The sequence below is a fragment of the Thermomonas sp. genome (assembly GCF_019104945.1).
Lineage (GTDB): Bacteria > Pseudomonadota > Gammaproteobacteria > Xanthomonadales > Xanthomonadaceae > Thermomonas.
Genome location: NZ_JAHRWW010000047.1, coordinates 14,482 through 33,281, shown reverse-complemented (window position 1 = coordinate 33,281; position 18,800 = coordinate 14,482). Strand labels below are relative to the sequence as shown.

Sequence of the window (18,800 nt, the reverse complement as noted above, 5' to 3'; positions counted from 1 at the left end):
GCAGCGGCGCGCACGGCGATCGTTGCGCAGAATCTGTTCCCCGAGGCCGCAATCCGAGGCGCTGAGCATCTGGGGCAGGGGCCCAACATGGGGCATTCAATGACGAAGGTCTGACCTTGCTCATGGGCCTAGTCGCGATCTAGCGGAGCCTCGACTGAATGATGCCGTGTCATAGGGACCCCAAGAATTGAGGGCATGCAGGGGGGGCAGGGTCCACGGCGAAGTGAAGATGGGAAAGACGTCGTTTTGCGTTACTCTAGAGGCCGATTGACGATGGTGTTGCCAGAGTCGTCGCCCCTAAAATCTCTCCATCTTCCGGGCCAGACAAAGGTCTTGCCGGGTGACGGTAAAAGCGACGGTAAGGCCTCATGTCGATCACAGCCAATCCCTTTATCCACGCGGGTTTGGGTGGCCTGTTGATGATGGAGTGGGAGTGAGCCAGTGTCTCACACCTTAATTGGCGGCCACTGGCGGGCGGTATGCACCAGGGTTAACACCCAAACCGTGTTCCCGTCGATCTCGTACACCAGCCTATAGCTTTCATGCGGTATCAGCTCACGAGTGCCTGAAATCTTGCCCGGCCTGCCCACCTTCGGATGAGAGGCCAGCTTTGCGGCCGCCTCACTGAAAAGCTTGTCCATGTAGACGGCCGCATCGGTATTGTCGGCCGCGATGTAGTCCCAAATGTCGGAGCGGTCTTGCTCTGCCTCTGGCGTTCAGACAACGATCACGCTTGGCTTGTCGCTACCTGGTTGCGCCGGGTAGCGAACGCAGCTTCAACATCATCATTCGGCCGACCAATACCGGCCCGCATCGAGGCGCGGCCAGCTTCGACCTTGCGCCGCAAGTAGTCGTCATATTCGCGGGCCTGGCGGCGCTGTTCGATGTAGCCGCGCATCAGCTCGCGCACGACTTGAGATGCTGGCCGATCTTCGCCAGCCACCTCGGCCATGAAGTCGGCGCGCAGCTCCGGTTCCAGCTTCATCGTGAACACGGCTTCTTTCGACATGGTGCACTCTTTTACGAATATACTGACGAAGTATATACGTTGTCAGTATCGCACGTACGCTTAATGCCCCGCATCAAGAAAACGCTCGGCATCTAGTGCGGCCATGCAGCCGAACCCGGCGGAGGTGATGGCTTGGCGATACACTTGGTCGGCCACGTCGCCTGCGGCAAAGACACCAGGGATGCTGGTTTGGGTGGCGTTGCCCTCTAGACCTGTTTGAATTTTCAGGTAGCCGTTTTTCATTTCCAGTTGGCCTTTGAATAGTTCCGTGTTCGGGCTATGGCCGATGGCAACGAAGAAGCCATGCACGTCGATCTCTTGGGTGCTGTCATCAAGCACCGACTTCAGGCGCATGCCGGTCACGCCGCCGTCGTTGCCCAGCACTTCGTCCACAGTGTGGTGCCACACCGGCACGATCTTGCCTGCTTCCACCTTGGCAAAGAGCTTGTCTTGCATGATCTTTTCCGCGCGCAGGGTGTCGCGGCGGTGCACCAGATAGACCTTGCGCGCAATGTTGGAAAGGTAGAGTGCTTCTTCCACGGCCGTATTACCGCCGCCGATCACGGCGACATCTTGATCTTTGTAGAAGAACCCGTCGCAGGTGGCGCAGGCCGATACGCCGCGGCCTTTGAAGGCTTCTTCAGAAGGAATGCCGAGGTATTTGGCGGTGGCACCGGTAGCGATGATGAGCGCATCGCAGGTGTATTCACCCGAGTCACCAGTGAGGCGGAACGGCCGCTGCGACAGGTCGGCGGTGTGGATATGGTCGAACACGACCTCGGTATTGAAGCGCTCGGCGTGCGCCTGCATGCGGGTCATGAGGTCTGGGCCCATCAGCCCGTGCGCGTCGCCCGGCCAGTTATCAACTTCGGTGGTGGTCATCAACTGGCCACCCATTTGCATGCCGGTGATGACCACAGGCTTGAGGTTGGCGCGGGCCGCATACACGGCGGCAGTCCATCCGGCGGGGCCGGAACCGAGGATGACAAGAGGAATATGGCGAGAGGTGGTCATAAGTGGCTTCAGCTTAAAATGTCGCACACAGTGCAGATACCACTAGCTTGGGGGGTGCGCTGCAGGGATACAAGCCTTACCGAATAGAATGCTGTGATTCGCGCTGTTTTGCCGTATCTTTGTGCGAGAAAGAAGCCCTGCAGTTTGGGTTGTTTTGAAGTATTATCAATGGTCTGGGGATGTTTCTTGAGGTTTAATCGTAGGTGGCGAAAGCGGTAAGCGATGCGGTGAAAAACGACCGAAAGGCAGTATCGAAGGCCAGCGGTAGCGATGCAGGCGTAAGCCCGCAGCGTCACCGTATGTGGCGCGATTTTGCCTTGATTGCGATCGCGCCGTTTTTGTTCTATTTACTGGTCTGCCTATTTACCTATTCTCCTGCCGATCCAGGTTGGGATCGCGAATCTAGCCTGTTGGCACCACTGCATAATTGGGGCGGAGTTGGTGGTGCGTGGATCGCCAGTTTCTTGCTGTTCCTTACCGGCTATGTGGCGTTTTTGCTGCCCATCATGCTGGGGGTGATCGCTTGGATTGCGCTGTTTGGAATGGATAGCGATGGCGATGGCAAAGCCGATCTTGGCCCTGCGTTACGGCTGCTTGGTATCGTTGGTTTTTTGATCGCTAGCTGCGGGCTGCTATACCTGCAGCAAGTGCCTGCCAACCAATTTTCAGCAAGCGCAGGCGGCATTTTAGGCACGCTGGCCGGGCGCTCGCTGCAATATGGCGTGGGCGCGATGGGGGCTAATCTATTTTTGGTAAGCCTGTTCTTAATTTCGGTCACGCTGGCCACGGGGCTGTCTTGGCTGGCGGTGATGGATCGTATCGGTGCGTGGGTTTTAGCGCTACCGGGCATGCTCAATCGTGGTGCGCGGCAGGGAGCGAAACAGGCAACGGAATGGAGCGAGGCGCGGGCACTGCGTGAAGAGCGCGAAGAAGCGCGTAAAGCCGACAGCAAAAATCAGCTACGCCGTGAGAAGGTCAAAATCGAGCCGCCCGCCGCGCCGACGGTGGAAAAAAGTGACCGCGCCAAGCGCGAGCAGCAAATTCCACTGTTCCATGTGGACGATGGCACCGGCATTCCGCCGCTTGCACTGCTTGACGATCCGAAACCGCAGCCCAAGGGATATGACGCGCAGACTCTGGAAACGCTATCGCGGCAGATCGAGTTCAAGCTCAAAGATTTTCGTATCGATGCCCAGGTGGTGGGGGCCTATCCGGGGCCGGTGATCACGCGGTTTGAAATTGAGCCCGCACCGGGAATTAAAGTCAGCCAAATTTCGTCTTTGGATAAAGACATCGCGCGCGGCCTGTCGGTGAAATCGGTGCGCGTGGTGGACGTGATTCCGGGCAAATCGGTGATCGGTTTGGAAACGCCGAACACCAAGCGCGAGATGATTTATCTCTCGGAGCTGCTGCGTTCAAAAGAGTACGACAAGTCTTCCAGTGCGCTCACGCTGGCGTTAGGTAAAGACATCGCGGGCAAGCCCATCGTGGCTGATTTGGCGCGTATGCCGCACTTGCTGGTGGCCGGTACAACGGGGTCGGGTAAGTCGGTGGCGGTCAATGCGATGGTGCTTTCGCTGCTTTACAAAGCCTCGGCGAAGGACGTGCGGGTGCTGATGATCGACCCGAAGATGTTGGAGCTGTCTGTCTATCAAGGCATCCCGCACCTGCTGGCACCGGTGGTGACGGATATGAAAGAGGCTGCCAACGGCCTGCGTTGGTGCGTGGCCGAAATGGAGCGTCGCTACAAGCTGATGAGCGCGGTGGGTGTGCGTAATTTGGCAGGCTTCAATAAAAAAGTACGCGATAGCATCGAGGCGGGGCAACCACTGCTCGATCCGCTGTTTAAGCCGAACCCGGATGTGAGCGAAGCACCACCCACGCTAGAACCGCTGCCGTTCATCGTGGTGTTTATCGACGAATTTGCCGACATGATGATGATCGTCGGTAAAAAGGTAGAAGAGCTCATTGCACGTTTAGCGCAGAAAGCGCGTGCGGCGGGGATCCATCTCATTCTCGCCACTCAGCGCCCGTCGGTGGATGTGATTACTGGCCTGATCAAAGCCAATATCCCCACGCGTATTGCGTTCCAAGTGTCGAGCAAAATTGATAGCCGCACGATTCTTGACCAAAGCGGCGCCGAGGCGTTGTTGGGGAATGGCGATATGTTGTACATGCCGCCTGGAACCTCCATGCCCGAGCGTGTGCATGGCGCGTTTGTGTCCGATGATGAAGTGCATCGTGTTGTTGAGCACCTCAAACAAATTGGTGGTGGGCCGGATTACATCGAGGGCGTTTTGGAAGAGGCGCAGACCCTGTATGACGGCACCGTGGTGGGCGCAACCGGGCTTCCAGAAGCGGCTACAAGCGATGATCCTGAAGCCGACCCACTGTACGATCAGGCGGTGCAAATCGTGACGGAAACCCGCCGCGCTTCAATTTCGGGCGTACAGCGGCGATTGAAAATTGGCTATAACCGTGCCGCGCGTTTGGTGGAAGCGATGGAGGCGGCAGGTATTGTGAGCACACCCGAGCACAATGGTGACCGCACCGTGTTGGCACCGCCGCCACCACGGATATGATGCGGGGCGCATTCAGCATTCTTGCGCAACACTGCCTACACCCCCGCAGGAGAATTCGAATGAACTATGTCGTGTCGATTATGGGTGCTGCATTGATGCTGGCGACAAGCGGGGCCTACGCAGGCGCGCGCGATCAGCTCAACGCCTTTACGCATGGCCTCAAAGGCTTGGATGGACAGTTCAGCCAACAGGTCTTTAGCGCGCAGGGCAAGCCCAAAGAAAATACGAGTGGACGCGTGGCGGTTTCGGCGCCGCGCTTGTTCCGCTGGGAATATGTGACACCCTATGAGCAGCTCATCGTGGCCGACGGCAAAACCGTATGGGTGTATGACCCGGATTTAAGCCAAGTGAGTAAGCGCCCGCAAGGTGCAGAAGAGGCCAATAGCCCGCTGGCCATCTTGCTTGAGCCTGCGCGGTTGGACCGCGACTTCAACGTAAAAGAAGCCGGTACAAATGCAGGAATGGAGTGGCTGGACATTGCGCCGCGTGCGGCGGAAGCGGCGTTTAAGCGCGCACGGCTTGGATTTTCGAATAATCAGCTTGCGCAGCTCGACTATACCGATGCCTTAGGGCAACGTACCGTAATTGTGTTTAGCCACTTGCAGCGCAACCCGGCCTTCAATAAAGCTGTGTTTACGTTTACCCCGCCCAAAGGCGTTGATGTGATTGGTCAATAATGCCTGATCTGTTTGCCCGCGATCCTGCTGTTCCATTGGCGGAAGCCTTGCGTCCAACGACATTGGATGAGGTGATCGGGCAGTCGCATTTATTGGGCGAGGGCAAGCCGCTGCGGCTGTCGTTCCAGTCGGGCAAGCCGCACTCCATGATCTTCTGGGGGCCGCCAGGGGTGGGGAAGACCACACTGGCGCGGCTCACGGCGACAGCGTTCAAGTGTGAGTTTATCGCGCTTTCTGCGGTGTTCTCTGGGGTAAAAGATATTCGCGCTGCGATGGAGCAGGCCCAACAAAACCTCAGTCTAGGCAAGCACACGATTTTATTCGTGGATGAAATTCACCGCTTCAACAAGGCCCAGCAAGACGCGTTACTTCCTTATGCCGAAAGCGGGCTGGTGACGTTCATTGGTGCCACCACCGAAAACCCATCGTTTGAAGTGAACTCTGCTTTGCTCTCGCGCGCACAGGTGTATGTGCTGAAGTCGCTTAGCGAAGAGGAGTTGCAGCAACTTCTGCGGCGCGCTCAAGAAAAAGCACTACATGGCTTGGCGTTCGATCCATTGGCCAGTGACACGCTTATTGGCTATGCCGATGGCGATGCGCGCCGATTGTTGAATCTGCTTGAACAGTGTCAAACCGCGGCGAGCGCGGCGGGCATTACGCATATTGATGCAGCGTTTGTGCAGAACGCATTGACCTTAAACAGTCGGCGCTTTGACAAAGGTGGCGACAATTTTTATGACCAAATTTCAGCTCTGCATAAGTCGGTACGCGGCTCGCATCCCGATGCGGCGCTGTATTGGCTCACACGCATGTTGGACGGCGGCGCTGACCCGCGTTATTTATCGCGGCGCATTGTGCGCATGGCGTGGGAGGATATCGGTCTTGCCGATCCAAGAGCCATGCAGATCGCCAACGATGCAGCCCTGACCTATGAACGCTTGGGAAGCCCCGAGGGGGAGCTCGCACTGGCGCAGGCGGTGATCTATTTAGCCGTTGCCGCAAAAAGTAATGCGGGCTACAACGCCTATAACCAAGCCCGCGCCTTCGTGAAGCAGGACAAGAGCCGTGAGGTGCCTGTGCACTTGCGTAATGCCCCCACCAAGCTGATGAAAGAATTGGGCTATGGGCATGAGTACCGCTATGCGCATGATGAACCCAATGCTTATGCGGCGGGCGAAACCTATTTCCCAGATGAGCTGAGCGAGCCCGGTTGGTATCAGCCGGTGCCACGCGGCCTTGAGATCAAAATTGCTGAGAAGCTCGCGCAGTTAAAACGCTGGGATCAAGAAGCGGGGAAGGGGTGATGGCCGGGCTTTGGTGGCAGCAGCTGATCTTAGTGATGTGCGGCGGCGCACTGGGTGCGGCGGGGCGGTTTTGGCTGGGTGGGGCGCTGTTGCGGCGTTTGGGCGAAGGCATTCCGTGGGGAACGCTCGCGGCCAATATGATTGGTTCGTTCGCCATTGGCTTTTTGGCCGTGTGGCTGGAAGGACGCGGTTCGCATGCACTGTACTGGCGTGCGTTTTTGATTGTGGGGGTGTTAGGTGGGCTCACCACGTACTCATCGCTGATGCTGGAATGCCTGCTGTTTGCGCGCACCGACCGTAATGCGTTGATGCTTGGCTATTTGGCGACAACGCTCGTGCTTGGGCTGGCGTTGGTGTGGCTTGGTGCGCGTAGTTCGGCGTGGATACGCCCACCGATGTAAGCACTCTTTGAGACATAAAAAAACCGGCACGAGGCCGGTTTTTTTATGAGACGCGATGTGCTTAGAACAATTCGACGCTGCCAGCACTCATCGACTCTTGCATCACCGGCTTATGCGGCGGGCGCTCCCACTCACCACGCATTTGCGTGATGCGGTTGCTCATATTGGCCAACGCCTTGCGCATTTCTGGGTCTTGGAAACCGTGGCTGCCACGCAGCAGGTCATGCAGGGTGAGGGCTTCGGTATTGATCTGTTCCAAACGCTGCATATGCGTTGTAGCAGAACCCAAGGCCTGCGTTGCAATATCTTCAAACTGTAGCGAACGCACGGCTTCGGCCACCGAGCCGTCGATGGCGCGGCCGCAGTCGGCGATGTCGCGCATGCCGTTACCCAAGCTACGGTGGATGCCTTCCACGCGATCCATCATTGAAGCGGCTTCGCCGCGTGCGCTGCGGGCGCGGTCGAGGTCACGTGAGGCTGTCTGCGAAACGGTGTCACGCACCTTCGCGATGGATTCTTTCGCACTATGCGCCAGTTTGCGGATCTGCTCGTTGAACGCGGTGCTGCGCTCAGACAGGTTGCGCACTTCATCGGCGACCACCGCAAAGCCGCGGCCTGCTTCGCCCGCACGCGCCGCTTCGATGGCGGCGTTCAGCGCCAGTAGGTTGGTTTGATCGGCAATGGATTTCACGTCTTCCAGCAGCGAGAAAATACCGTCGAGGTGGGTGGCCATTGCGTCAATATGGCTCACCGTTACGCCGCTCTGGCTGCTGGCTTGTTCCATAGCTTCCACCAGCTGTTCCATTTGCTGGGTGGCTTGCTGGGCGAACCGAGTGATGTCGATCGAGCCACTGTCATCGCCGGTGCGCTCCACCAAACGCGCCACTACGCCACTTTGTTCGCGTGATTTGCGGTTGACCGCGTCAAAGCTTGCGCCGAGCTTGTTGACAGATTCTTTGATAAGAACACGGGTGCGCTCGATTTCGCCGCGTGTGCCGTTGATCTCGTTACCCACAAAGCCGCGCAGTTCACCAAGCAGCTGTGCATGATTTTGCAGGGCTTGCGTGTCGGCCTTGCTAGGTAGGCCGCGAAACACCACGGCGACCCATGCAGCAGCCGATGCAACAATTAGCGCGATACGGGCGTAGAGCGGCCAGTCGAGGGCTTCGCCGAGTAGCAATACCAGCATCAGAACGAAGGGGGCGGCGATGCGTAGCAGGACTTTGGATTCCATCGTCTATCTCGGCAGTAATACAAGGGGGATAACGGCGGGGCCGCGTACTTTCTTTAACATCTTAGGCTATTGTCCATGGCATTAGCTTCCAACTGAAGTACTTGTGAGCAACGCTTTTGCAATTTCGTGAAGTGGTAGCACTTGTTGCGCGGCACCAAGGGTAAAAGCGGCCCCCGGCATACCCCAAACCACGCTGCTGGCCTCGTCTTGAACGATAGTCGCAGCGCCGGCTTTGCGCAATGTGAGCAAACCGCGGGCGCCATCATCGCCCATACCGGTGAGTAGGGCCGCACTAGCATTGGCCCCGGCGGCTTGCGCAACAGACTCAAATAATGCGTCAACACTAGGGCGGTGGCGGCGGATGGGGTCATCTTCACCCAACCGGCAGCGCCAGCGTGCGCCGCTGCGCTGCACGCGCAGATGCAGACCACCGGGGGCCACGTAGGCATGGCCTGCGAGCAGCGGCATATCGTCTTCCGCGTGCACAACAGTCATGCGGCTGTGGCGATCTAGGCGCTCGGCAAACGGTTTGCTGAAGGCGGCTGGGATGTGTTGGGTGATGACGATTGTGGGCGCATCGGCGGGCATCTGCTCCAAAATGGCGCGAATGGCCTCGGTGCCGCCGGTGGAAGCACCAATGGCGATCAAGCGGTCGGTGGTGCGGTATTTAATGGGGGCGGCTTGCGCGACGCTGCTGGACGTGCCGCCGCTGCTGCTAGGTGGGGCGATCCGGCGAACGTGGGCTCGCGCGGCGGTGCGCACACGCTCGCAGAGCTCAGCGCCGTAGCCTGTCAATGCACGCTGAATATCAAGCTTGGGCTTGGTGACGAAATCGACCGCACCCAGTGCTAGGGCATCGAGGGTGACCTGCGCGCCAGCCTCGGTGAGCGAGGACACCATCACTACCGGCATGGGGCGCAGCCGCATCAGGTTTTGCAGGAAGGTGAGGCCGTCCATGCGCGGCATTTCAACGTCGAGGGTGAGTACGTCGGGTTCGAGCTGCTTGATTTTTTCGCGTGCAATCAACGGGTCGGCAGCCGTGCCCACGACTTCAATACCGGGGTCTTCCGAGAGAATTTCGGTCAGCACCTGACGGATGAGCGCGGAATCATCCACGATCAATACGCGAACTCTACCGGAACGTTGGGAAAGCGAGGTCATCAGAACAACTCCACAGAACCTGCCACGGGTTTTTGGGCCAACTGGCTGCGGTAGGCGCGTTCTGCGCGGGTGATTTCCACTGCTGCCGGAAGACGTTTGATAAGAGTACGCCCTGTTCGAACAAAAAAAACAACCTTTCTGGGCTGAACGCCGAACAAGTCCTGTGACACGATCGGAATACGTTCTGCACTTAGATAATCTAAGACAAAGTTTCCGTTGCGCGTGCCGATGGGGTCAAGGGTCATGCCCGGCAAGACGTTGCCGCCGCCGAAGACTTTCGCCTGCAGGCGCGGGCGCGAGGCCCCTTGTTTCAGCATAGCGTTAATTAAAAGTTCCATCGCGTGCGCGCCGTAGCGGGCGCTGCCATCGCCTGGTGCGGCGTCGGGCAGCATGAAGTGGTTCATGCCACCAATGCGCGATGTTGCGTCGAAAATACAGGCGGCCACGCACGAGCCTAATACGGTGGCGAGCGCCACTTCCTCGGTGGACACTTTCCAATCAGCAGGCAGCAGCTTAACGACGTAGGTGTCGAGTGTAGGGTCGTAGTAGCTGCCCGCAGGAGGTGGCGGGCGCTGCAGACTAGCTGGGGCGAGTGGGCTCATCGCGCATCCGATGCGGCGCGATAAATCGTGCGGCCGCAAGGCTGCATGATATCTAAGGCGTGGGCAAAGCTTTCAGAATGACCCGCATAGAAACGGCCACCCGGGGCTAAGAGTGGGGCCACTTTCTTCAGGATTTCGTACTGGGTGGGTTTGTCGAAATAGATCATGACGTTCCGGCAAAAAATCGCCGTAAAACGCTGGCGCAGCCCGTAATCGGGGCTGAGTAGATTCAGTTGGCGAAATTCGACAAGTTTGCGTAAGAAAGGCTTAACGCTGACTAGACCTTCGTTGGGGCCGCTTCCGCGCAGGAAAAATCGCCGTTTGCGTTCAATGGAAAGGTCGGCGATGCGGTCGTTGCCGTAACGGGCGGTGGTGGCGGTGGTCAGTGCATTGGTGTCGATATCGGTGGCCAAAATACGCACTGGGGGCGTGTCTGAGCCAAAGGCTTCGCAGGCGGTAATGGCGAGCGTCCAGGGTTCTTCGCCGGTGGACGCCGCGCAGCACCAGATGTCGATGACATCACCGCGCGGAAGTTTACGCAGCTGCTCGCGCAGTGCATCGAAGTGGTGGGCTTCACGAAAAAACGAGGTAAGGTTGGTGGTAAGCGCGTTGATAAACGACTGCTCTTCGCGCTCGGGGTCTTCTTCTACAACGTCCAAATAATCGGCGAAGGAGTTGAGGCCAAGCGCCCGGATGCGCCGCGAGAGGCGGCTATAGACCATGTCGCGTTTGTGGTCGGCTAAGTGGATGCCGGCACGGGCGTAGATCATTTTGCAAGCGCGGCGGAAGTCTCGGTCGTTGAACTCGAAACTGATCCCGGATGTATCGCGCTCGCTTGCAGGGTCAGCCATGGGGATCCTCAGCTAGTTGTGTGCGCAAGCGTTCTGAAAATGACGCTGCATCCAAGGCCTGAGCATACAGATATCCTTGCGCTTCGTCGCAGCCTAATCCGCGTAAAAGATCGGCTTGGTGCTGGTCTTCCACGCCTTCTGCTACCACGCGCAGCCCCAAGGCGCGAGCCAGCATCACGATCCAGCGCACGATGGCGGCGTCTTCACTGCTGGTAAGCATGCCGTGGACGAAGCTTTTGTCGATTTTGACCCGGTCGATACGGAAACGCTGCAGGGTCGAGAGCGAGGCGTAGCCGGTACCGAAATCGTCAAAAGCAAGGTTGACGCCGCGCGTGCGCAGCTGGGCTAGGGCGCGTGCCCCGGCCCCTTCTTGGGTAAGTGCGGTGGTTTCGGTGACTTCAATTTCTAAACGATTTGCAGGAAGGCCCGAGAAGTTGAGTGCATTTTCAACTGCATCAACGAGGGTTTCATCCACTTGCGCCGGGAATAGGTTGATGCTGACCGAGGTGGTGACGTCTGGCCACTGCATGGCATCGAGGCAGGCGCGCTGCATCACCCAGCGGCCAACCTCAACCCCCAGCGGGCTGCGGCTAAGCATGTCGATAAACTCACCGGCAGGCACTAGGCCGCGCGTGGGGTGCTGCCAGCGCAGCAGTGCTTCGGCGCCACAGATGCGCCCCGTAAGGAGTTCGACCTGCGGCTGGTAGCGTACTTCAAACTCGCTATGGGCAAATGCGCGGCGCAGTTCGAGGTCAAGGTCGCGGCGGGCCAACGCATCGATACGCATATGCGGAACGTAGCGGTTGAGTTGGCGGCCACCCGCTGCTTTGGCGCGGTTAAGGGCCAAGTCGGCGCAGGCTAAAAGGTCTGCTTCGGCCTGCACATCACGGCGCAGCGCCACGCTGGCGCTGATTTCAGCGCGCACTTCGTGGCCGTGGATGTGCAACGGCTGTTCTAGCAGCAGCATCATTTCGCGCACGAATATATCGGCATGGCGGCTGCCTGCCGGGGCGAAGCGCTCATCGCTGCAGGCGATGGCAAAAACGTCGCCACCAACGCGGGCGATGCAGGTGGCAGCATCGCGGTAGGGATACAGCCGGTCGGCCATTGCCTGCAAGACGAGATCGCCCACGCTATGGCCGAGGCCGTCATTGATCCATTTGAACCGGTCGATGGCTAATAGCGCAACCCCCCAGTGCGGGTGCTCATCAAGCGCAGCCAGCAGCGCATTGCGGTTGGGTAGGCCGGTAAGTGAGTCGTAATGGGCGAGATGATCGAGTTTGCTGCGCTGCTGAGCGGCTTCGGTCATGTCGTGCAGTAGCAGGGTGTAACCACGCTCTTGTTCGTAATTCCAATGCGAGCGCGCGACTTCCAAAACACGCGTTTGCCCGTCTGCAGTTAAATAGTGAAGCTGCTGACGGGCGCTGTTTTCAGGTGTGCTGAGCCACTGCGTGAGTGCAGCGGCATTTTCCTGTAAATGGCTTGGAAACACGTCCATAAACGGTTGTCCAACGCTGAGCGCAGGAACCAGCCGCTGTGCTTCTGCATTGATCCAGCGCACGCAGCCTTGTGCGTCGCAAATAACGATGCCCTCGTGCACGTGTTCACTGGCCTGCGCCACGATGGCGGCGCGGCGCAGATTTTGGCGATGTTGCAAGAGCGATGCAGCGATGTGCGCGGTGTGCTCAAGCAGGCTGAGCTGCGCCGGTGTTGGCTCTTGGTGTGGAACCAAGCTGGCCACGGCCAGCAGGCCAAGCGGTTGCTGCTCGTCATCGACAAGCGCAATGCCCGCGTAAAATTGCGCACCCGGCAACAGGCTGGCGTGCGCGCCGTGAAATACTTCAACGGGGCGGTGCGCGGGCCAGTATTGGTTAAGCGGATCATTGCTGGCCAGCGGCGCTTCACTCATGGCGAGGCCTTGCCAAGCCAATGGCCGCAGCACATCGCCGTCACATGCAATGATGACGGCAATGGGGGCCGGGTCAAAAGCAGCCCTGGCAAGCGACAGCACGCCGTTCAACGAGTCCTTCGCCGAGACGGCCGATGCTGCAGCTTCAACAGTGCGTGCGAGCGAAATATCCATTCTCATCTGCGCGCAGTTTAGAAGATTTTAGAACTCCTGCCAGTGTTGATCACCATCGGTTTCTGCTGCGCGTTTACGCGACGCAGGCGGCGGTGTCGTGGCGGGTTTAGCAGCAGACGCTACGGTCGCCCTCGGCTTAGCCGGTGCGGGCGCTGCGCTGCGTGCAGCAGGGGCTGGACGCGGTGCTACCGGAGCGGGGGCTGCTGCAACTGGCGCGGGTGAACGTTTGCTGGGCTGCGCACCACCGATATTGAACGCCGAAACCGCGTCCACCAGCTGCCCGGCCTGTTGGCGCATGCTTTCGGCCGATGCGGATGCTTCTTCCACCAATGCGGCATTTTGCTGGGTGCCTTCGTCCATCTGGGTGATGGCTTGGTTGACCTGTTCGATGCCGCTGCTTTGTTCCTGCGAGGCCGCGGAAATGTCGGCCATGATGTCGGTGACGCGCTGCACCGAGCTGACGATCTCGCTCATGGTGCTGCCCGCCTTGTTGACCAAGGCCGAGCCATCGGACACCTTGCCCACCGACTCATCGATGAGCTGCTTGATCTCTTTGGCGGCCCCGGCGCTGCGCTGCGCCAGTGCCCGCACTTCACCCGCCACCACCGCGAAACCACGGCCTTGTTCACCTGCGCGCGCGGCTTCCACTGCGGCGTTCAGTGCCAGGATATTGGTTTGGAAGGCGATGCCGTCGATCACCGTAATAATGTCGGCGATCTTCTTCGATGAAGTCTCGATCGCGCTCATGGTGTTGACCACTTGGCTCACCACCTCGCCGCCTTGTACCGCAACGCTTGCCGCACCTTGTGCCAGTTGATTGGCTTGGCGGGCGTTGTCGGCGTTTTGGCGCACGGTGGAGGTGAGCTGTTCCATCGAGGATGCCGTTTCTTCCAAAGCGGCGGCCTGTTGCTCGGTGCGTGCGGAGAGGTCGCTATTGCCGGCAGCAATTTCACCGGCCGCAGCGCTAATACCGTCGGAGGTTAGGCGGATATGCCCCACGATCTGCGACAGGCCTTCCACGGTGCGGTTGGCGTCGGTGGCGAGCTGGCCAAACTGGCCTGGAAGTTTGATGTTGACGCGGCTGGTGAGATCGCCGTCGGCCACGGAAGAGAGTAGGCCACCTACTTCGGTGAGGCCTTGGTCGGCGGTGGACATCAGCGTGTTGAGGGCGTCGATCAGGTCACGATAGACAAACTCAAAACGCTGCGCATCGCCGCGGTAGGTGAAATTGCCGGACACGGCGGCATCTACCAAGGTCTTGATTTCGGCCAGCACGGCTTCGGTATTGGCCTTCACCGAATCCACAGCTTCGGTTACACGGGCTTTTTGGCCAGGGTAACGCGCGATCGTGCGCGAAAGGTCGCCGCGCGCGTAGTCGGCCACAATACTGATGGCGTCCATCTTGGTTTGAATATGCGTGCCAACCAAGGAGTTGACTTGCTCGGCCATGACCCCAAAAGCGCCGGGGAACTGCTTGGCTTCTAGGCGTGAGTCGATATCGCCAGCCTCATGCTGTTGAAAGACATACTGCTGGGCTTGCGCAAACTTGCGCAGCGAACCCGCCATATCTTCCATGCTGCGGCCAATATCATTGAGTTCGTCTTGGGTATCAACGCGAATTTTTTCTGAGAACTCACCACTGGCCAATGACTTGGCACCGGCTGCGATGGTGTTGAGTGCTGTACGCGTGCCGCGAATAAAACCGATAAATAGATAGGCAGAAACCAACAGCGCGATCAAAACACCCAGCAGGGTGAAGATGGTGGTGCGTTGCAACGAAGCAACATACGCATCACTGGCAGAATTGATGGCAGCATTGGTGGCTTTCAGCGCCTTGTTCATCGCAATGCGGGTGTCACGCTCCATCTGCGCAAACTCGGCCACCGGCATATCCGGGGTTTCAGCATCCAAAATGCGCTCTTGAATGATGGTGTTTTGCTTTTTGAGCGCGGCTAGGGCGTCGGCCATGGGTTTGCCGAATACGGTTTTACCGTTTGCCACCCCTGCTTCAACGGCTTTGCTGGCTTCTGCAATGCGAATCAGCATGTAGTCTTGCATGCTTTTTTGCACAGCAAGCGCGGTGCGATCGGCTACCCAAATCCCGCCTTCGCCCAGCACCTTGATGCCGACAGTGGACTGTTTGCCGGTGGCGCCGGACAGCTGCGGCATCAGGCTGCCGCTGATTTCACCACCACGCAGCATGGCAAGGTCGGCAGCGGTGGCGGTAATAGTGGAGAACGCGAGTTCATCAATTTCAACCCGCAGTGCATCTAATGTTGTCGTGCTCGCCTCGATACTGACTGCGGCGTCGGGGGACTGCGCTTTTTTCCAAGCGGCATCCGTCGCTTTGCTTGTTTCCGTTAGGCGGGTGCTGTTGAAATCTGTCTGTGCCAGCCAGCTATTGTAGGCGGTTAAATTTTTATCCACCTCCGCTGCTATATCTGCAATGGCTTGATCATTTACGCTGGCGTCGTTGGCCAGCTTGCGTGCGCGCAGTTGGCGGTAGTCTTGGATATCCAGCAGCACATCGTGAAGTGTGTCCAACCCCACTGTTGCTTGGCGAGACACTTTGGCCTCTCGCATCTGAGTGAACGCGTTGTTCAATACCAGCCCGGCCAAGATCGCGCAGGTGAGGGTGAATACGGCACCAATCAGCATGGCCTTCTGCGAAAAACGCAGTTTGCCCATTAGGCGGGTGGCGGGGGCGAGCAGACCGTCGATGGCGGAGGCATTGTTTTGCATTGCGAGAATCCTGTGAATACGCGCTTAATTGGGGCTATCTTCCACTACTAACGGCGTAAGTGGGGAAAACTTAGGAAAACAGAGTGCAAGTTTGCGAACTACGGCAAGTTTTCGCCGTGATGCAGGCCGCAGAACGCGCAGTGTTCAGGTGGGGTTCCTTAATGGGCGGAGGTTTTGCTTGATCCTATGCCTACCGGTGCGTAATTGCACATGACTTTTCTCATAGAGGTGTTCCCATGCGTCGTTCCTTCCGTGGTTCCTTGGTGTTCACTGCCGCTGCTCTTGCGGTTGGGCTTTCTCTTCCGGCTGCAGCCAATAGCCCGATCAAGCGGGTTGACCCAGTGTATCCGGCTGAAGCCGCACGTGCAGGCACAACCGGCTATGTCGAGCTTGAATACACCGTAGCAGCCGATGGTAAGGTGTCGGACGTATCGGTGGTGGACGCCAAGCCGGGCCGTATCTTTGTTCCAGCGGCGGTGAAGGCGATGAAGCAGTGGGTGTTCGCACCAGGTGCTTCCAATGGCAAGATCAAGCTGGAATTCAAACAGTAATTTTTAGGGTGTGATCGGCTGCTCAAATCGGCAAACTAACGTAGGTTTAGCCTCAAGATGGTGTAGTTTTAGCCGATGCCATATTGAAAGCGCTATTGGCGCGTTTGTTGAAGGAGATTGATCATGAACCGACATTTTCAGCGTTTCTTGGTGCCTATCGCAGTGGCTGCGGCGGTGCTGGTGTCTGTTCCAGTGGTGGCGGGTAACCCCACCAAGCGTGTGGACCCTGTTTATCCGCCAGAAGCGGCGCGTGCTGGTACCACGGGCTATGTGGAAGTAGAGTATGCCGTGGGGCCAGATGGCAAAGTAACCGACGTGTCGGTTGTGGACGCAAAACCTGGGCGCACCTTCGTTGCTTCGGCTGTTAAGGCGGTGAAGCAGTGGGAGTTTGCACCGGGTGAGAAAAACGGCAGAGTCAAGCTGGAATTCAAGCTCTGAACCGCACAGTACCGAGATAACAAAAAACGCGCCGACGGGCGCGTTTTTTGTTTGTGGGGAAGAGGAAAGATTAACGGGTACGGAAGGCTGCCACCACGCCCACGAGTTGTTCTGCCTGCTGCTCCATGCTTTGCGCGGCGGCGAATGCTTCTTCCACCAGCGCGGCATTCTGCTGGGTGCCTTCGTCCATTTGGGTGATGGCTTGGTTGACCTGTTCGATGCCGGAGCTTTGCTCCTGCGAGGCGGCAGAAATATCGGCCATGATGTCGGTCACACGCTGCACTGAAGTCACAATTTCGCTCATGGTGCCGCCTGCCTGTCGCACGAGGGTGGAGCCTTCGTCCACTTTGTCCACCGACTCTTCGATCAGTTGTTTGATTTCCTTGGCGGCGCCTGCGCTGCGCTGCGCCAGTGCGCGCACTTCACCTGCCACCACTGCAAACCCGCGCCCTTGCTCACCTGCACGCGCGGCTTCTACAGCAGCGTTCAGCGCTAGGATATTGGTTTGGAAGGCGATACCGTCGATTACGGTGATGATGTCGGCGATCTTCTTTGATGAAGCTTCGATGGCGCTCATCGTGGTGACAACTTTTTCCACCACAGCGCCGCCCTCAGAGGCGACGTTGGCCGCGCCTTGTGCGAGCTGATTGGCCTGGCGGGCATTGTCGGCGTTTTGACGCACGGTGGAGGTCAGTTCTTCCATTGACGAGGCGGTTTCTTCCAGCGCTGCCGCCTGCTGTTCGGTACGACGCGAAAGGTCTTCATTACCGCGGGCGATTTCTGCAGCGGCGGAATTGATGGATTCGCTACCCGTACGAATTTGCCCCACGATATCGGTGAGGTGGGCCACGGTGCGGTTGGTGTCGTCGGCCAGTTCGCCAAAGCGGCCTGGAAGCTGGGTGTCGATACGGCGGGTCAAATTGCCGTCGGCCACGGAGGAAAGCACTTCACCCACTTCACTGATGCCATGGTCGGCGGTGGTCATCAGTGCATTTAAGCCTTCGATCAGTTCGGCATACACAAAGCGGAAGCGCGACGCGTTGCCGCGCTGCGAGAAATCACCGGCAACGGCAGCGTCCACCAGCCGTTTCAGTTCTGCATTGACTGCCAACAGACTGGCTTTGACAGCATCTACAGCGTTGGTTGCGGCGGCTTTGGCGCCCGGGAAGCGCTGGATATCACGGGAGAGATCGCCACTGCCATAGGCGGCAACAATGTCCAGAATATGGCGCGTATCGGCGTTGAATGCGCCCACCATGGCATTGGTTTGCGCCACCATCTGTGCATAGGCACCAGAGAAACGGCTTTCATCCACGGTGAAATCGACGTTGCCTGCGTTGTACTGATTTACTTGCTCAGCCTGCGCCTTGGAGTATTCCTGCAAGGTTCCGGTCATGCCGCGCATGGCGCGGGCAAGATCGCCAATTTCGCTGCGGTCGTCGTAGCTAAGGCGTTGATCGAAATTGCCTTTAGCCACGGCGTTAGCAACGCCGACGACATCATGGAGTGGACGAACAACCGAACGTGTAATTGTGACGGCTGCAACACCCGCCACAATTAGGGCAATCAGTACAAGCACTAGAATCGTCATCAGGTTGCGCTGATAACGCGCTTCTTGCTCCGCGACATTTTTATTGAGCCATTCCACACGGTATTCGAGCAGTTTGCCGATGGCATCTGCGGTGGCTTGCCGTAAATCACCTGCAGCTTTGGCAGGGGCCATGTCACCGGCTACTAACGCAGCTTGGATGCTGCGGCTGTTAGTGAAGTATTTCTCTGAATTGGCCAAAATGGTTTTATGCAGCGCCATGTCTTTGGTGTCGCCTGCATAGGGTTTATAGGCTTTGATCTGATTTTCGATAGATTGGCTGCCAGAAGCCATTTCAGCGCCATATTCGGCCATTTTTTCGGGGTCATCTTGGCTGGCCACAAGGCCACGCTCGCTGACACGGTATTCAGCAATATCGGTGGCCAATTGCCCCAGTGCGCGAATTTGCGGCACTTCTACGGAAGTGAATTTCCGTACTTCATCTTGTGTTGTGCCCATGCGCTGCGCGGCAAAAATGCCAGTAATCAAAATCAAGATTGCCAGTGCAGAAAAACCGATGATCAAACGCTTACCGATCGTGAGATTCTGAAGCATGGTCGATC

At 58.0% G+C, this 18,800-nt stretch carries 15 protein-coding genes and 1 pseudogene; 6 read left to right on the top strand and 10 right to left on the bottom strand.

Features of this window, described 5'->3' with window-relative positions; genetic code table 11:
- Positions 1 to 446: 446 nt before the first annotated feature.
- From KUL77_RS11005 to trxB, 3 genes and pseudogenes are all read right to left on the bottom strand, one after another.
- A pseudogene (locus KUL77_RS11005) lies at positions 447 to 731 on the bottom strand (type II toxin-antitoxin system RelE/ParE family toxin).
- Positions 728 to 985, bottom strand: a complete 258-nt coding sequence (locus KUL77_RS11000) for an antitoxin of toxin-antitoxin stability system (protein WP_343231549.1) — start codon at positions 983 to 985, stop codon at positions 728 to 730. The pseudogene KUL77_RS11005 and the gene KUL77_RS11000 overlap by 4 nt, the downstream one beginning before the upstream one ends.
- 84 nt (positions 986 to 1,069) lie before the next feature.
- A complete protein-coding gene (gene trxB / locus KUL77_RS10995) occupies positions 1,070 to 2,023 on the bottom strand; it encodes a thioredoxin-disulfide reductase (protein WP_297147020.1) in 954 nt (317 codons plus the stop codon).
- A 227-nt stretch (positions 2,024 to 2,250) separates the two neighbouring features.
- On the opposite strand from trxB, the gene KUL77_RS10990 reads away from it, so the two are divergent.
- Genes KUL77_RS10990 through crcB form a run of 4 tightly spaced genes read left to right on the top strand, consistent with a single transcriptional unit; the run spans position 2,251 to position 6,987 of the window.
- A complete protein-coding gene (locus KUL77_RS10990) occupies positions 2,251 to 4,605 on the top strand; it encodes a DNA translocase FtsK (RefSeq protein WP_297147026.1) in 2,355 nt (784 codons plus the stop codon).
- A 59-nt stretch (positions 4,606 to 4,664) separates the two neighbouring features.
- A complete protein-coding gene (lolA, locus tag KUL77_RS10985) occupies positions 4,665 to 5,282 on the top strand; it encodes an outer membrane lipoprotein chaperone LolA (protein WP_297147017.1) in 618 nt (205 codons plus the stop codon).
- Positions 5,282 to 6,586, top strand: a complete 1,305-nt coding sequence (locus KUL77_RS10980) for a replication-associated recombination protein A (RefSeq protein ID WP_297147014.1) — start codon at positions 5,282 to 5,284, stop codon at positions 6,584 to 6,586. Before lolA ends, KUL77_RS10980 begins: the two co-directional genes overlap by 1 nt.
- A complete protein-coding gene (crcB, locus tag KUL77_RS10975) occupies positions 6,583 to 6,987 on the top strand; it encodes a fluoride efflux transporter CrcB (RefSeq protein WP_297147012.1) in 405 nt (134 codons plus the stop codon). Before KUL77_RS10980 ends, crcB begins: the two co-directional genes overlap by 4 nt.
- Before the next feature lie 61 nt (positions 6,988 to 7,048).
- Here the strand turns inward: crcB and KUL77_RS10970 are convergent, their stop codons facing one another.
- The 6 genes from KUL77_RS10970 to KUL77_RS10945 form a co-directional block, all read right to left on the bottom strand.
- The gene (locus KUL77_RS10970) at positions 7,049 to 8,221 is read right to left on the bottom strand and encodes a methyl-accepting chemotaxis protein (protein WP_297147008.1); all 1,173 of its coding nucleotides are present in this window, start codon (positions 8,219 to 8,221) and stop codon (positions 7,049 to 7,051) included.
- Between the two features lie 81 nt (positions 8,222 to 8,302).
- Positions 8,303 to 9,382 (bottom strand): chemotaxis response regulator protein-glutamate methylesterase, encoded by a 1,080-nt coding sequence (locus KUL77_RS10965; protein ID WP_297147006.1) that lies wholly within the window; start codon positions 9,380 to 9,382, stop codon positions 8,303 to 8,305.
- The gene (cheD, locus tag KUL77_RS10960) at positions 9,382 to 9,984 is read right to left on the bottom strand and encodes a chemoreceptor glutamine deamidase CheD (protein WP_297147003.1); all 603 of its coding nucleotides are present in this window, start codon (positions 9,982 to 9,984) and stop codon (positions 9,382 to 9,384) included. The genes KUL77_RS10965 and cheD overlap by 1 nt, the downstream gene beginning before the upstream one ends.
- On the bottom strand, positions 9,981 to 10,835 hold the full coding sequence (locus tag KUL77_RS10955; protein WP_297147000.1) for a CheR family methyltransferase: 855 nt from the start codon (positions 10,833 to 10,835) through the stop codon (positions 9,981 to 9,983). Before KUL77_RS10955 ends, cheD begins: the two co-directional genes overlap by 4 nt.
- Complete coding sequence (locus KUL77_RS10950) at positions 10,828 to 12,918, bottom strand: EAL domain-containing protein (protein WP_297146997.1); 2,091 nt, start codon at positions 12,916 to 12,918, stop codon at positions 10,828 to 10,830. Before KUL77_RS10950 ends, KUL77_RS10955 begins: the two co-directional genes overlap by 8 nt.
- 27 nt (positions 12,919 to 12,945) lie before the next feature.
- Positions 12,946 to 15,660 (bottom strand): methyl-accepting chemotaxis protein, encoded by a 2,715-nt coding sequence (locus tag KUL77_RS10945; protein WP_297146995.1) that lies wholly within the window; start codon positions 15,658 to 15,660, stop codon positions 12,946 to 12,948.
- Positions 15,661 to 15,896: 236 nt separating this feature from the next.
- Between KUL77_RS10945 and KUL77_RS10940 the strand changes: the two genes are divergently transcribed.
- Entirely contained in the window at positions 15,897 to 16,211 is a 315-nt protein-coding gene (locus tag KUL77_RS10940) for an energy transducer TonB (protein ID WP_297146992.1), read from the top strand.
- Positions 16,212 to 16,334: 123 nt separating this feature from the next.
- Positions 16,335 to 16,649 carry an energy transducer TonB gene (locus KUL77_RS10935; RefSeq protein WP_297146989.1) on the top strand — a complete coding sequence of 105 codons (315 nt, stop codon included), beginning with the start codon at positions 16,335 to 16,337 and terminating at the stop codon, positions 16,647 to 16,649.
- 70 nt (positions 16,650 to 16,719) lie between these two features.
- Here KUL77_RS10935 and KUL77_RS10930 read toward each other — a convergent pair whose 3' ends face one another.
- Positions 16,720 to 18,792: a methyl-accepting chemotaxis protein gene (locus KUL77_RS10930; RefSeq protein ID WP_297146986.1), complete on the bottom strand. Its 2,073-nt coding sequence runs from the start codon at positions 18,790 to 18,792 to the stop codon at positions 16,720 to 16,722.
- Positions 18,793 to 18,800: the final 8 nt, after the last annotated feature.

Excerpts from the sequence above, each read along its gene's own strand:
- KUL77_RS11000 (WP_343231549.1), bottom strand. The coding sequence starts at position 985 with ATGAAGCTGGAACCGGAGCTGCGCGCCGACTTCATGGCCGAGGTGGCT.
- trxB (WP_297147020.1), bottom strand. The coding sequence starts at position 2,023 with ATGACCACCTCTCGCCATATTCCTCTTGTCATCCTCGGTTCCGGCCCC.
- lolA (WP_297147017.1), top strand. The coding sequence starts at position 4,665 with ATGAACTATGTCGTGTCGATTATGGGTGCTGCATTGATGCTGGCGACA.
- KUL77_RS10980 (WP_297147014.1), top strand. The coding sequence starts at position 5,282 with ATGCCTGATCTGTTTGCCCGCGATCCTGCTGTTCCATTGGCGGAAGCC.
- KUL77_RS10970 (WP_297147008.1), bottom strand. The coding sequence starts at position 8,221 with ATGGAATCCAAAGTCCTGCTACGCATCGCCGCCCCCTTCGTTCTGATG.
- KUL77_RS10965 (WP_297147006.1), bottom strand. The coding sequence starts at position 9,382 with ATGACCTCGCTTTCCCAACGTTCCGGTAGAGTTCGCGTATTGATCGTG.
- cheD (WP_297147003.1), bottom strand. The coding sequence starts at position 9,984 with ATGAGCCCACTCGCCCCAGCTAGTCTGCAGCGCCCGCCACCTCCTGCG.
- KUL77_RS10955 (WP_297147000.1), bottom strand. The coding sequence starts at position 10,835 with ATGGCTGACCCTGCAAGCGAGCGCGATACATCCGGGATCAGTTTCGAG.
- KUL77_RS10950 (WP_297146997.1), bottom strand. The coding sequence starts at position 12,918 with ATGGATATTTCGCTCGCACGCACTGTTGAAGCTGCAGCATCGGCCGTC.
- KUL77_RS10945 (WP_297146995.1), bottom strand. The coding sequence starts at position 15,660 with ATGCAAAACAATGCCTCCGCCATCGACGGTCTGCTCGCCCCCGCCACC.
- KUL77_RS10940 (WP_297146992.1), top strand. The coding sequence starts at position 15,897 with ATGCGTCGTTCCTTCCGTGGTTCCTTGGTGTTCACTGCCGCTGCTCTT.
- KUL77_RS10935 (WP_297146989.1), top strand. The coding sequence starts at position 16,335 with ATGAACCGACATTTTCAGCGTTTCTTGGTGCCTATCGCAGTGGCTGCG.
- KUL77_RS10930 (WP_297146986.1), bottom strand. The coding sequence starts at position 18,792 with ATGCTTCAGAATCTCACGATCGGTAAGCGTTTGATCATCGGTTTTTCT.